This window comes from Paenibacillus sp. T2-29 (assembly GCF_052921365.1).
On the sequence record NZ_JBREVE010000012.1, the window covers coordinates 40336 to 54278 of the forward strand.

Below are 13943 nucleotides of genomic sequence, written 5' to 3' on the forward strand. Positions count from 1 at the left end.
ATATGAGCGAACTGGTGAATGTTATTCAAGAGAGAAGATCGGCTTCTAAATTTATTCCTGATGTTACTATAGATGCAAAAGAACTGGAAGAGATATTTCAGCTGGTGAAGTTCGCTCCATCGGCTTTTAATTTACAGCATGCGCGTTACATCGTAGTGCAGGATGCAGAAATCAAACAAAGGCTGCATGATGAGGCAAGTAAGCAGTATAAAATATTAACTGCTTCGGCCACCATTATAGTGCTGGGTGATACAGAGGCTTATACCAAGGTAGCTGACCTCAACGAAGGGTTCCTGAATTTGGGTGTTCTGAGCAAGCAGGAATATGATAGCACAGTAGAATCGGTAACTCAGTTTTATCGCGAGCGGGGACCTGTCTTCCAGAGAGAAGAAGCAATTCGTAATGCCAGCCTGTCGGCTATGCAATTTATGTTGATTGCCAAGGACAAAGGCTGGGATACTTGTCCGATGATCGGTTTTGACCCGGCGAAGGTGCAGGAAGTACTGAATATCCCAGAGCAATTTGTACCCGTGATGATGATCACCTTGGGAAAAGAGGACGAATCAGGTCAGCGGGCAAGAGGATATCGCAAGCCGGTTGGACAGTTTGTTAGCTACAATGGATTTTGAAATTTGTAAATCATCATGTTCATTAAGGAGTGACTGAGATGTCTTTGAAAACCGCTGGAATTCACCATATTACGTCCTTTGCAGGCGATCCGCAGGGCAATGTTGACTTTTATGCAGGTGTGCTTGGTTTGAGATTGATCAAAAAGACAATTAACTTTGACGCTCCAGAAGTATATCACTTGTATTTTGGGAATGAAGAAGGCAGCCCGGGAACGATCATTACCTTTTTTCCGGCTCCGGGTACACGCAAGGGTAAAATTGGAGGTGGGCAAGTCGGGATTACGACGTATGTCGTGCCGCTGGGCTCGCTGGATTACTGGGAAAACCGTCTGCACAGCTTGAAGGTATCCTTCACGAAGGCTACTCGCTTTGGCGAGTCATTCATCCAGTTCCGAGACAATGAGGGCTTGCATCTGGAACTGGTGGAGCGCGAGGAAGGCCCGGTGAACACGTGGACAGCCGGAGGCGTGCCTACAGATAAAGCGATCAAAGGCTTTGGAGGAGCAGTGCTCTACAGTGCGGATTCCAAGCACACCCAAGGCGTGCTGGAGAATGTTCTGGGCATGACTCCCATCGGTGAAGACGCAGATGCGGGCTATATCCGTTATCAGACGACTGGGGATTTGGGCAACCTGATCGATATTCCAGTCAAGGATGTACCGTGGGGGAACGGCGGCGCCGGTACGGTTCACCATATTGCGTGGCGCGCGCAGGATGATACAGAACATCAGGCGTGGAATGAATGGGTTCGTCAGCATGGTTTTGGGACGAGTGGCATTGTAGATCGCCAATACTTCAATGCCGTATACTTCCGCGAGCAAGGCGGTATATTATTCGAGATCGCAACCGATCCGCCCGGATTTACGGTGGATGAGGAATTGAATGAATTGGGGCACAAGCTGATGCTGCCTGAATGGTATGAGCCTCAGCGCGCCCAGATTGAATCTAATCTGGTTCCCATTGAGCCTAGAGTGCTCAAACAGGATGAATCGGTTTGAGCAGGACAATCACATATGGAACATTAAAAGGTCCAATGCGGGAAGATTTCCACCCTCATTGGACCTTTTGGGTTCTGAAGTGTCAGTATCGTAAAAATAAGCGTGGAAGAGCTGGTTAGATCATGAGCAGCTCACGAATTTCTAGCTCGGTCAGTGCTGAAAGGCTTTCTTGCCCCGGTTGAATGACCTGGTCGATCAGGTTTTTCTTTTTTTGCTGTAGCTCATACATTTTGTCCTCTACCGTACCTTGGGCGACGAGCCGAATAACCTGCACAACTTTTTTCTGGCCCATTCGGTGTGCACGGTTGGTAGCCTGCTCCTCTACAGCGGGATTCCACCACAGGTCATATAGAATGACGGTATCTGCGCCGGTGAGGTTCAGACCCGTACCTCCTGCCTTGAGGGAAATCAGGAACAGCTCGCGTTCTCCTTCGTTGAAGCGACTGCACAGCTCGACTCGTTCGGGGGCAGGAGTCTGTCCATCCAGGTAAAAGTAGGGAATCCCTTCACGGGAAAGCTCGCGTCCGACCATTTGAAGCATCGTAGTGAACTGTGAGAAAATGAGCATCCGCTTCCCGGAGCCGAGACATTCCGTAATAATCTCCAGCAGTTGTTCAAATTTGGCCGAGCTTCCCGTATATCCTTCTATGAATAAGCCCGGATGACAGCAGAGCTGACGAAGCCGGGTCAGACCTGCTAGAATTTTGATCCGGTTTTTCTGAAATCCTTCTTCGTTGAGATGCTTCAACGTTTCATGCTGTAGCTTGGCCAGATAAGCCGTGTACAACTTTTTCTGATCCGGCAGAAGCCGTGATACCTGCACGGATTCGATTTTTTCCGGCAGTTCCTTAAGAACATCGCTCTTCAGACGGCGCAGCAGGAACGGACGAACCCGCTTGGCAATCACATTGCGAGGCAGGTTGTGAAACGCTCTTTTTCCGCCGGGAAATAGCTCAGGAAATACAACGTCGAAGATGGACCATAGTTCTTCCAACGTATTCTCGATAGGCGTTCCTGTCAGGGCAAAGCGGTAACGGGCTTGTACATCCTTAACTGCCTGTGCCGTCTGGGTGGCATGATTCTTGAACGCTTGCGCCTCGTCCAGAATAAGCGTATGAAACGATGGCTTGCTGTACACCTCTGCATCGCGCCGTAGCAGCGGATAGGATGTAATAATGACGTCATAACTGGCGCCATCCCGTATAATCCGGCCTCGCTCCTCCGGGCTGCCATCGGCAATAGTGACGCGGATATGCGGGGCGAATTTCTCCAGTTCATTCCGCCAATTGTACACCAGTGATGCAGGGGACACAATCATGGCTGGAAGCTGTTGACTGCGAATCTCCGGCAATACAGAGACGAGGAAGGCAATGCTTTGCAGCGTTTTGCCCAGCCCCATATCATCTGCCAAAATGCCCCCAAAACGGTAATGTGCCAAGGTCTTAAGCCATTGAAAACCGTAGACCTGATAATCTCTTAAGATTGGGGCGAGCGTGACGGGTACGGGAAAGTCAAGATGATCAGGATTGCGTATATTTTCTAGCAGCTGGCGAAAGGTTTTACCCAAGGTCAGATTTTCCACATGATCGTGAGGATCAATCAAGTACAGCCCCTGTGTGACTGGGATCCGAATTTGCGCTGCATCCAGATCGCTTTTGCGGATACCTGTTTCGTTCATGAACCGAATTAACTCCTTGTACTCCTCTGTTTCTAGCGGTAGCAAGGCGCCATTCGGCAGACGGTGATATCTCTGTTTTTCTTCCAGCGATTGGAGCAGCTTGCGAATTTCCGATTCTGGTATACCCTCAATATCAAATTTAAATTCAAGCCAATCTGTACGTTCGTCCCATTCCGCTCGTATTCTTGGGACAGGTAGCGTATTATTGATTTTCGCTTTGACTGCACCTGTGGCATAGACGTCCAGTAGCTTTTCCAGTTGCGGAACAGTATGGTACAAAAAGTCATACTCTGCATCTTCATCTTCCATAAAATATCCGCTGTCTGTTCTGGCGAAGGAGCTATGCTCCATCAGTTCCAAAATCCGCTGCTCCTGTTCCCCATCACGTATCAGAATACGATCGTTACCTGGCGTTCGAGCATCTGTTTCCAACGGGTTGATGATGATGTCTCCATATTGGAATTCCAGTCCTGCCAGCAGCTTGTCTCTTACCCGGTCCAGATACAGTTTGGCCTTCAACGGATGCTGGGCGACCCGATCTGAGACAGCACGTGTCATATGGACACGTCCAAGCTTCATTAACCCGGGCACGACCTTATCCATAAATGATTCCATCTGTTCTGGTGCAATCTGGACTGCTCGTCTGTGATGTACTTCGACCATCCGTTTAAGCTCGGACAAACGCCGTAAGGAATCAGCCTTCTGCTTGACAAGCTTGCCATCGGCAATGACGACACCGTAGTCCTCCATGATGGTCAAGTCATCTAGTCCTTGAATACTTAGCTGGTAGCCTTCACTTGTGGCTTCGGTCTCATCAAATTCAAATTGCAGCGGAAGCATCAGGTCGGATTGGGGGATACCTTCGCTCATGTCTCCGTGAATTTCAAAGTAGACGCCCTGTGCTGCTGTCAGCAAGGGGAGCAGCCTATCCCAGGCCGCGGGCGGGATGAGAAGCATTCGCTCACCACTCATATGACTGCCGGAGGCTGAATACGTACCAGAGGTTTCCCGAATCATGCGCTCCTGGTGGCACACCTGAGATAATTGCTGGAGGATAGCGTCATGTTCAGCTCGGAAGCGGTACAGCTCCGGCTCGTAAGAGAAGCTTTTCGTGAACATGTAGCTATCCCCACGGTCAATACTATCCAGAAACGGGCGGATTTTCTGAACGATGTATAATCGTTTGGGTCCAGCCTTCATTTCCAATCCGAACATATATTTTTGGTAACCGTAGGCAAAAGGCCGGATGACAAATTGAAAATCCAAGATCGTGCGAGTATCCAGCAGCGCAGGTGTGCTGCGAAGTGGTCTCTTGCGGTCGAATAGTTTTAACATACTGTCGGTCAGCTGGAGATCCCCTTGTGTGATGCCTGAGGATCGTGCTGTTCTGGCAGTGTGCTCATTTGGGGCATCTGTAGACATCCCGTCTGCACCCATGCTTCCCGCTGGATCTGGGGCAGGGCCGGGATGAAGTCTGGAGACATAGGAACGTGCGGACACACTTTTCCCACGTCGCATATCATAGGCATTTAGGAGAACAGCGGCAATATGTTTGCAATAACGTCCGGTGGTCTGAAATGAGCTACATGTGCATTCCGCGCGGATACTGCCGTTGGGCCGGATCATCGCAGCAACAGCATAAAAGCCGCTTCCTTTGACTGTAGCTTCATACACACCTTCATTATGATCTATCTGTGTAAAGGCCACCTTTTTGGCCCGGTAATAGGCATCCCCGTCGTCGTAAGCAGATTGACTGCATAGTTGTCTGATCGCTCGCCGGGTAAGTTCAAAACTCATGGTTCGTAATCCTTTCCTGAGTTATTCCGTTTTCTACATGATAACAGAACAGACAGGGGGAAAGACACTTGAGTACGGAATGTAATTTTACGAACAAGGAGAGAGGACAGAAAAAAAGCAGGCCTTGGTCTGTCATTGAACCAAAGTCTGCCAGGTGGCTACAGCTATATTATATGTCGGGCAGTCCTTCTTCTTGCTTATGAACACCCAGCGCGTTACGTGCCATCTCCATATATTCATCTAGTCCGGATTTGAGGGCGAATTCGGCGATAAGCACAGGGTAAGCCGCGGTCAGTTCAATGATGTGTTCGCTCATACGCGGCCATACACGTCCGCCTGCTGCCTTGTAAAACTTCAATAGACGAGCAAGCTCTACTTCTCCGAACAAAGTATAGTAACTCGTAAAATCAATCGCTGGATCAGCTACTTCGGCCTCGGTCCAGTCCAGCATTCCAGTAACCTCTGTATTCGATGAGACTAGAATATGGCCTGGGTGCAGATCGCCGTGGACAAGTGCGGAATATTCCGGCCAGTAGCTATCATCTGCCAGCCAGGCCTGCCATCGTTGCCACAGCTCCCCGGATACACCAAAGACGCGCTGTGTTTCTTCCATTCGCTGACCCATTAAGTGCCGAACTTCGTCGTGTTGCTTTACGCGGACACCGAAATCGGCTGCCCGTCGGTGATCCGTCTGGTGCAACGCGGCTAAGGCTTTAGCGAGCGAAGCAACGAATCTATCTGTCAGAGCATCAGGGTTGATGAACCATACATAGCTTTTTGTTTCCATATCAATAGTAGCGGCAGGTGTGCCCTCCAGCTGAGGATAGGCGATGAACTCTGGACTATATACCTGCCAATCCGGTACCGCTACAGGTAGCGTATCACGAATCAACCGAAGCACTTTGTGCTCGTAAGCGGCTGATTGGATCACATCTATTCGTCGCGGTGTACGTAGAACCCAAGGGGTACCCTGAACGTCTTTGGCGAATAGGGCCCGGAAATCCAGCCCGGACTCGTTGAGCTCCAATCCTTCATGTCGTATGTGAAGCCCGTTGCTTTGGGCAAGGGCCAATATATCGCTAACATCTTTTGAGTTAGTCAAGGGACGGTTTTCAGTCATATGAAACACACCTCATTGTTCAGATTTAGTCTTAAAAAAAGACAACTTAAACAAGCGTCAACCCTTCATGTGAAAAACAGGTTGAGCTTCATGGAGAAGTCTATCCTTTTATCTGAGACGCATGTAGTGAGTACACATGAATGAGCAAACCTCCTTTTACAAAATAGGGTATCTAACCCAGCACCAATATACCATCCGACATTCGAGGATGTCTACAATATACGGAATAATGTACATAGCTTCCCCAGTTCGCTTATCTGTGAGTTAGAGAAGTTTTTACAACCTGCACATTGCAAGATACAATGGAAGTATTAGAGAAAGGAGACGGATAATTTTGCAAAAAGAAGACAATAAAACCGATTCCAAATCCGGCTCATCCAAATGGTATCTTGGTAGTGCAGCAGCATTGCTCCTGCTGAAAGGCAAATCGTTACTTGCCCTTTTAAAATTCAGTAAATTTGGCGGCGCGCTGATCTCTATGGCATTTACGATTGGCACGTATGCGATCATATACCCGTGGGGATTTGCGGTTGGGTTCGTGTTGCTGTTATTTGTGCATGAGCTGGGGCATGTATTAGCTGCCAAACGCAAGGGGCTTCCGGTGTCGACACCGTTATTTATTCCTTTTCTCGGTGCGTTAATCACCATGAAACGCCATCCTTTGGATGCCCAGACAGAGGCTTACGTAGCCATGGGCGGCCCGTTATTGGGGACAGTTGGGGCTATGGCAGTATACGCAGGAGCGTAAGCAACAGACAGTCCACTTTTGTATGCACTAGCATATATCGGTTTTTTCCTGAACCTGATCAATTTACTGCCGATTCATCCGCTCGATGGAGGACGGATTTCTACAGCAGTGACACGCTGGTTATGGCTGGTGGGCCTATTGGGTGGGATTGTAGTGATTGTGTATTTGAAATCCATTTTATTTTTCTTTATTTGGGCATTATTTGCCTATGATCTATACAAAAAATATGTCAAACGCAATAAAAAAGACGTCAAGGTTCAATCGTTATTACAGAAGCCGCTGGTTGACGTACAGCATTTGTATGAGCAAGGATATCCGCTGCCTGGGCCGGAGCATACGCGCAGACTATCCTTTAATACCTACTCGGATCTGGAGGGGCAGCAATATGTAACGGTATATATGGAAAGTCTGGATGTGGAGCATACGCTTCTGCTGCCCCAGCAGTGTCTTGTCCAGCATGTATGGCTGAACGGTGTAGAACATATACCGACCCCGGATGCGTATCAGCTCAGATTGCTGTGTGGGATTGACTACATTCCGTTTGAAAATGATAAATATTACGAAGTACCCGCTGCATCACGCTGGAAATTCGGAATCGGGTACTTGGGATTGGCCTTATTCCTGATGGGGATGATGTATGTAGTACATCAGCACATAGGAGATATCAGGCTATGATTCGCAGGATAGGAACTTCACCATCAATATAGATTATTAAGGCAATGAAACTCATTAGAAAATAAAGTAAAAAGAGCGCGACAGCCGCAATATACGGTGTCGTGCTCTTTTTCATATGATTAACGCAGTGAAGCCATTGTTATCCTTCCTTATGTCTAGCTCCTTTGCTCATCCGTAATCGGTTTTAACGTCTGGCGGTATTTTAGCGGGCTGGTACCTGTCCAGCGCTTGAACTGTCTGCTGAAATGAGCCAGACTGGAGTATCCCAGTAGGGAAGCTACCTTGTTTAGCGGTAGATTGGGTTGCTGGATCAGCACCTTAGCCTCATGCAGCTTGGTCTCCGATAGATAGTGACGTGGTGAATAGCCGTAGACCTTGCGGAACACTTCCTGCGCATAGCCTGGACTGATCCCAAGGGAAGCCGCCACATCTTCAAGTCGGAACGTCTGCTCACCAGATTCATCCCCCCGATAAGGCTTGAACCTCGATTGAATTGCTTCCATAATGGCCTTGGCATATTGAACGGATGAAGGTGCAATTCTCGGCTCCAATCCCGTAGAAATCATTTGCGAGAATATCCCGAATAGCTCGAACAAAGCAATCTGCATGCGAAAGCGGTCCGCTGTCGTATATTCTCCATTCTCCCGCACCATGCTAATCCAGCTATGGACCACCTTTTGCAGCTTGGTATTGGTTTCAGTGCCTGCCGGGAAAAAGAGCTGATTGTTCTTAATCATTTCTTGACGGAACAGCGGATCATCAACATTAAAATGGGTGCTAAAATAATACATTCCATCCGGGGATACACACTGAGTTACATGCTTGAATCCTGGTGGAATCATTAAAATATCGCCCTTTCCCACCGAGTATACGTTATTCTCCATTATCGTTTCCTGACGGCCTTCTAAAATGAGAGCAATTTCAAAACCGATATGAGATTCCTCGGGCATGCACCAATCCGCTTTGACCCGATGAATATGAGCGCCAAAAAATTTCACATTCCAGTCAATAATGGGTAGCCATTGGCAATCATGGAATAGAGCTGGATCAACATCCGGATTTAATATCATCAGATCACCTTCGATTAGGGCAAATTTTACACCGCTTAGACAATCTCATTGTACCTAACATTCATCTATAATAAAAGAGCGCTTACAAGTGCTGTAATGCATGCTTTTACATAAAAAATCGTTTATATATAGTATTTTTGAAAGCGGCACCATATTGTAATCAGGAAGCATTAAACTTATTGGAGGACGACTCGATGAAAAAGCTATTGTACGGTGTTGCTTATTATGATGAATATATGCCTTATGACCGTTTGGACCAAGATATCCAAATGATGAAGGATGCAGGAATCAACGTAGTGCGGATAGCCGAATCCACCTGGAGTACACATGAACCGCAGAACGGAGTGTTTGATTTCACCTCCGTGGATCGGGTGCTGGACGCCATGCATAAGGCGGGTATTGAGGTCATTGTGGGCACGCCGACCTATGCCGTACCCACATGGCTGGTGAAGGAGCATCCCGATGTATTGGCGACAACACCTCAGGGACCGGGCCAATACGGGGCTCGTCAGATTATGGACATTACGAACCCGGTATATCTGTTCCATGCTGAGCGAATCATACGCAAGCTGATTGGACGGGTGAGTCAGCATCCGGCAGTTATTGGCTTTCAGACAGACAACGAGACGAAGCATTATAATACGAGCGGTCCCAATGTGCAATTACAGTTTGTGAAGTATTTGCGGGAGCGGTTTGAATCACTGGAGGAGCTGAACCGCAAATTTGGACTGGATTACTGGAGCAATCGCATCAATAGCTGGGAGGACTTCCCTTCGGTGGTCGGAACGATTAATGGAAGCTTGGGCGCGGCCTTTTCCCAGTTCCAGCGCAAGCTGGTGACGGACTTCCTGGCCTGGCAGGTCGCGATTGTCAATGAATATAAGCGGGAAGACCAATTTGTTACGCAAAATTTTGATTTTGAGTGGAGAGGTCATTCCTTTGGAATTCAGCCGGACGTGGATCACTTTGCTGCATCTGAAGCGTTTGATGTGACGGGTGTCGATATTTACCATCCATCACAAGATGATTTGACTGGAATTGAAATCTCTTTCGGTGGTGATGTGGCACGTTCGACAAAACATAATAATTACTTAGTGCTGGAAACGGAGGCGCAGGCGTTTACACACTGGGTTCCTTATCCGGGACAATTGCGTCTGCAAGCGTTCAGTCATCTGGCTTCCGGGGCCAATATGGTAGCTTACTGGCACTGGCATTCCATTCATAATTCCTTCGAAACCTACTGGAAGGGTCTGCTTAGCCATGATTTTGAAACGAATCCTGTGTATGAGGAAGCACAGACGATAGGGAAGGACTTTGCAAGACTGTCCACGCATCTGGTCAATCTGAAAAAGAAAAATAAAACAGCTATCCTGGTTAGCAACGAAGCGTTGACATCCATTAACTGGTTCAAGTTTAATATGAACAGCCCACTGAATTACAATGACATCGTACGCCGTCTGTATGACGAGCTGTATAAGCTGAATATCGGGACGGATATCGTCCATCCGGGTACAGAATCGTTTGATGACTATGATCTCTTGATCGTTCCGAGTCTGTATTCTGCGCCAGATGCACTGCTGGAAAAGCTGAACCGATATGTCGAACAAGGTGGTCATGTGGTATACACGTCCCGCAGCGGATTTACCGACGAACATGTCCAGGTGAGAACATCGCAGCAGCCGGGCGTGATTAGCGAAGCGTGTGGTATTCATTACAGCTTGTTTGTGGAGCCGAAAAATGTGACACTCAAGGATAATCCTTTTAAAGTGGCAGAAGAGGACAATCAGGTAGATACGTGGATGGAGCTGATAACGCCGACGACTGCCGAAGTATTAGCCTATTACGATCACCCGCATTGGGGCAAATATGCTGCGATTACGCAAAATCGCTATGGTCAGGGAACGGCGACCTACATCGGCTGTATCATCAGTTCGGCGGTCATCCGCGAATTGTTCAGCTCTGTAGCCAAAAAGGCAGGCGTATGGGGACTGGATCAGGAAGCTTCTTATCCGATCATTGTTAAGTCCGGTACGAATGATTTGGGACGAACGATCCGGTACTATTTTAACTATTCCGAACAAGCAGGGTCGGTGGTGTATCCGCACGGAGACGGCAAGGAGCTGATCGGAGAGCAGGCGGTTACCCATGGACAATTGCTCCAATTGAAGCCTTGGAGTGTTATAATTATCGAAGAAGCGTAAATGATGAATAATGAGTTGAAATCGACGTACGAATAATATCAGAATAGGTATCCCGCCGTAACGATCCGGCACATTGAAGCGCCCCTGCGAATTGCGGGGCGTTTTCGCATATGGCTGAATAGAGGAGTGCATCGCTATGCCAACCCGAGCAGTCCGCTGGTTCCGGGCGCTGACGGCCCCGTATCGAAGCAGCATTCAGCTCAAACTGATTTTGACGATGATAGTTCTGTCTGTTGTGCCTGTCATTGCTGTCACGGTGCTGGCTGCGGAGAAAAGCAGAGCATCTATGGAAACCGAAGTGGTCGAGACGAACATGTCCAATATGAAATGGACGGGCATTTATATCAGCGACCAGTTAGATCGTCTGAATCATCTGATTTACAGCATTCAGATCAGCCCTGATCTAAGCGATTATTTGAATGAACGCGAGCCTGACAATCTTTCAAGCCAATTTAATGCTCAGCGAAAAATGTTGAATACGCTGGCGAATGTATATTATTCAGCCGGGAGTCATGTCATCGGTATTCAGCTGTATTTGAAGCAATCGCAAACCCTGTTTACCTTTAATAGTATGCAAAATGAAATTACGACAGTGGGCGGTATTCCCTCGCAGTACGCCGAGATGTGGCAAGCGAACAAGGATTATTCGATTCGATCAAGCCCTGCAGATCCAGATCGCTTTACACTGACACGCAGTATTCGGCGTTTTGAAGACCAGAAGCAGACGGGGGCTATTTCATTGGAGGTGCTATGGTCACAATTTGATCAGACGCTGGGTCTGTTGGGACGTGGGGATCAGCACCAGGTATTGATTACAGATGGGGATGGCAGGGTCATGTATCCAACGCAGGCTCGTCAGTCGCCTCCTCCTCCAGGAGTACTGACCGCTCTTCGTGATGTTAAGCCGGGCCACGGGATGCTTCAAACTGCCGAACATTATGTGTTCTACAATGATCTGGATGTAGTTGGACTGAAACTGGTCAAAATCGTACCGACTTCCTCCATTAACCACAGTGCCTTTTCAACCATGCTGTATGGTATTGTCGTAGGCGTGATTTCAATCCTGGTTTCCATCTGCATTGCCGTTTTCATCGCATGGCGGACCGCACGCCCGATTGTCCATTTGGCACGTTCGGTGCAGGAGCTGGATATGATCAAGGGGCCAGTTGGAGAGCCAAGTACACGACCGGATGAAATTGGATTACTGGAAAGAAGTCTGCATGGGATGGCAGGCCGAATACGCGAGCATATCCAGACGGAATACAGTATCAATTTGCAAAAAAAGACGGCTGAATTGAAAGCGCTCCAGGCGCAGATTCATCCTCATTTTCTGCAAAATACGCTGCAAATGATCGGAAGTATGGTGTTTTCGCAAAAGCCGGAGGATACCTATGAAGTCATTCGTTCGCTGAGTGAGATGTTCCGTTACGTGGTACGTGAGCCTCAGGATATGGCCTCTCTGCGTGCAGAACTTGATCATGTGGGACATTATATGCGTATCCAGCAGCGTCGTTTTCCGCAAAGATTGGTATTTCAGGTGGAGACAGAAGAGCAGGCGATGGATATTCGTTTGCCGAAGCTATCGCTTCAACCATTGTTGGAAAATGCGTTTCAGCATGGTCTTGATCGCAAGGCAGGGGCGTGGCGAATGGCAATCCGCGTGGAAATTATGAAGGAAGAAGTGTGCATTACGGTCAGCGATAATGGTAACGGTATGCCCCCGGACAAGCTGGAGAAAGTTCGGGCTAAGCTGGAAAACGCATCGGAGGAACCAATTTGGGCGCAGGGCAGTCATATCGGATTAAGCAATGTGGCTTCACGCATACAAATGAATTTTGGAGTGCATTATGGAGTGACTATAGATAGTGAGCAGGGAGTCGGTACATGTGTCACTATTCGTATTCCATTCATCTCAGCAGAGGAGGGCAAAATATGATCAGGGTATTAATCGTTGACGATGAGCCGTGGAACCGCGATATTTTGAAGACATTTGGCACATGGGAAAAGCTTGGAATGGTAGTAGTGGGTGAGGCTGAGGATGGAGACGAGGCATTCAGGCTGGTCGGGGAGTTAGCTCCCCACATTGTGATTACGGATATGCACATGCCGGGTGCGGACGGAGTAGAGCTGCTGCAAGCGCTAAATAACCAATGTCCTGATGTGAAAATCATTGTCGTGAGCGGTTATGATGATTTCGCGTATGCCAAACATGCGATCCGTTACAAGGCTGTTGATTATTTGCTCAAGCCTGTCAATCCTGTCGAGCTGAATGCGGTGCTACTCAAATGCAAAAACGATCTGGAGGTCAAGGCGACCGAACAGCAGCCAGAAGCAACAGAACTGGATTATGAGTTTTTCCACAAGTTAACCCGGTATAAGCAACTGCTGCGTCTTTATTTTAATGAACTGAATCGTGACGGGGTGAACTTAACATGCAGGCAGGTTGTGCAGGAGCTGGAGAGTTATGGAGCACCAAGTCAACCTATGCTGGGCAGGCTGGTACAGGAGTTGCTTTCCCTGCTGAAAGGGCTGTCAGCGGATAACGGGCTGGATACTTCTACGGCAAAGAAACGATTTCCGCTTTCGCAGGCTGCCCTATCCTCTGTAGAACATGCGCTGGAATTCGTATCGTCATGCTATGTTCAGGAACTGGATCAGCTGATTCGGCAACGGAAATACAAAAATAAGCTGAATTTGGAGGAGGTACGGCGGTATATCGACAGTCACTTTGCTGGGCCGATTACACTGGAGCAGTTGGCGAAAAACTTTTTTGTGAGCAAGGAATATATGAGCAAGGTATTCAAGCAGGAGTATGGTCAGAATGTAACGGACTACATTGTAGAACGGAGAATGGAAAAGGCGCGGGAATGGCTGTCCAATAAACAGATTTCAATTAAAGCCGTTGCAGAGATGGCTGGTTATGAAGATGTGTCTTATTTTTATCGGGTATTTAAAAAGCATTTTGGCATGGCCCCCGGTGAAATGAGAAAGGAAGTTTAAAAAAATCCAATCCAATAAGTTAAGGGT

8 protein-coding genes and 1 pseudogene are annotated in these 13943 nt (G+C 48.0%); 6 read left to right on the plus strand and 3 right to left on the minus strand.

The genetic code is table 11. The annotated features are described in order from the left end of the window. The first annotated feature begins 2 nt into the window (after nt 1-2). Nucleotides 3-629 (plus strand): nitroreductase family protein, encoded by a 627-nt coding sequence (locus ACU1JV_RS24220; RefSeq protein ID WP_025677994.1) that lies wholly within the window; start codon nt 3-5, stop codon nt 627-629. Between the two features lie 38 nt (nt 630-667). After that, a complete protein-coding gene (locus ACU1JV_RS24225; RefSeq protein ID WP_064961745.1) occupies nt 668-1627 on the plus strand; it encodes a ring-cleaving dioxygenase in 960 nt (319 codons plus the stop codon). Nucleotides 1628-1742: 115 nt separating this feature from the next. On the opposite strand, the gene ACU1JV_RS24230 is transcribed toward ACU1JV_RS24225, so the two are convergent. Then, complete coding sequence (locus ACU1JV_RS24230; RefSeq protein WP_446724692.1) at nt 1743-5102, minus strand: DEAD/DEAH box helicase; 3360 nt, start codon at nt 5100-5102, stop codon at nt 1743-1745. A 169-nt stretch (nt 5103-5271) separates the two neighbouring features. Beyond that, entirely contained in the window at nt 5272-6222 is a 951-nt protein-coding gene (locus tag ACU1JV_RS24235) for a macrolide 2'-phosphotransferase (protein WP_413987497.1), read from the minus strand. Between the two features lie 334 nt (nt 6223-6556). Between ACU1JV_RS24235 and ACU1JV_RS24240 the strand changes: the two are divergent. Continuing rightward, nucleotides 6557-7645 (plus strand): annotated as a pseudogene (locus tag ACU1JV_RS24240) (site-2 protease family protein). A 155-nt stretch (nt 7646-7800) separates the two neighbouring features. Here ACU1JV_RS24240 and ACU1JV_RS24245 read toward each other — a convergent pair. Beyond that, nucleotides 7801-8715 (minus strand): AraC family transcriptional regulator, encoded by a 915-nt coding sequence (locus tag ACU1JV_RS24245; protein WP_013369328.1) that lies wholly within the window; start codon nt 8713-8715, stop codon nt 7801-7803. Between the two features lie 194 nt (nt 8716-8909). On the opposite strand from ACU1JV_RS24245, the gene ACU1JV_RS24250 reads away from it, so the two are divergent. From ACU1JV_RS24250 to ACU1JV_RS24260, 3 genes are all read left to right on the plus strand, one after another. Next, nucleotides 8910-10916: a beta-galactosidase gene (locus ACU1JV_RS24250; protein ID WP_413987498.1), complete on the plus strand. Its 2007-nt coding sequence runs from the start codon at nt 8910-8912 to the stop codon at nt 10914-10916. A gap of 136 nt (nt 10917-11052) precedes the next feature. Beyond that, nucleotides 11053-12852 carry a sensor histidine kinase gene (locus ACU1JV_RS24255; protein WP_413987499.1) on the plus strand — a complete coding sequence of 600 codons (1800 nt, stop codon included), beginning with the start codon at nt 11053-11055 and terminating at the stop codon, nt 12850-12852. Beyond that, entirely contained in the window at nt 12849-13916 is a 1068-nt protein-coding gene (locus tag ACU1JV_RS24260; protein ID WP_413987500.1) for a response regulator transcription factor, read from the plus strand. Before ACU1JV_RS24255 ends, ACU1JV_RS24260 begins: the two co-directional genes overlap by 4 nt. Nucleotides 13917-13943: the final 27 nt, after the last annotated feature.

Excerpts from the sequence above, each read along its gene's own strand:
- ACU1JV_RS24220 (WP_025677994.1), top strand. The coding sequence starts at position 3 with ATGAGCGAACTGGTGAATGTTATTCAAGAGAGAAGATCGGCTTCTAAA.
- ACU1JV_RS24225 (WP_064961745.1), top strand. The coding sequence starts at position 668 with ATGTCTTTGAAAACCGCTGGAATTCACCATATTACGTCCTTTGCAGGC.
- ACU1JV_RS24230 (WP_446724692.1), bottom strand. The coding sequence starts at position 5,102 with ATGAGTTTTGAACTTACCCGGCGAGCGATCAGACAACTATGCAGTCAA.
- ACU1JV_RS24235 (WP_413987497.1), bottom strand. The coding sequence starts at position 6,222 with ATGACTGAAAACCGTCCCTTGACTAACTCAAAAGATGTTAGCGATATA.
- ACU1JV_RS24245 (WP_013369328.1), bottom strand. The coding sequence starts at position 8,715 with ATGATATTAAATCCGGATGTTGATCCAGCTCTATTCCATGATTGCCAA.
- ACU1JV_RS24250 (WP_413987498.1), top strand. The coding sequence starts at position 8,910 with ATGAAAAAGCTATTGTACGGTGTTGCTTATTATGATGAATATATGCCT.
- ACU1JV_RS24255 (WP_413987499.1), top strand. The coding sequence starts at position 11,053 with ATGCCAACCCGAGCAGTCCGCTGGTTCCGGGCGCTGACGGCCCCGTAT.
- ACU1JV_RS24260 (WP_413987500.1), top strand. The coding sequence starts at position 12,849 with ATGATCAGGGTATTAATCGTTGACGATGAGCCGTGGAACCGCGATATT.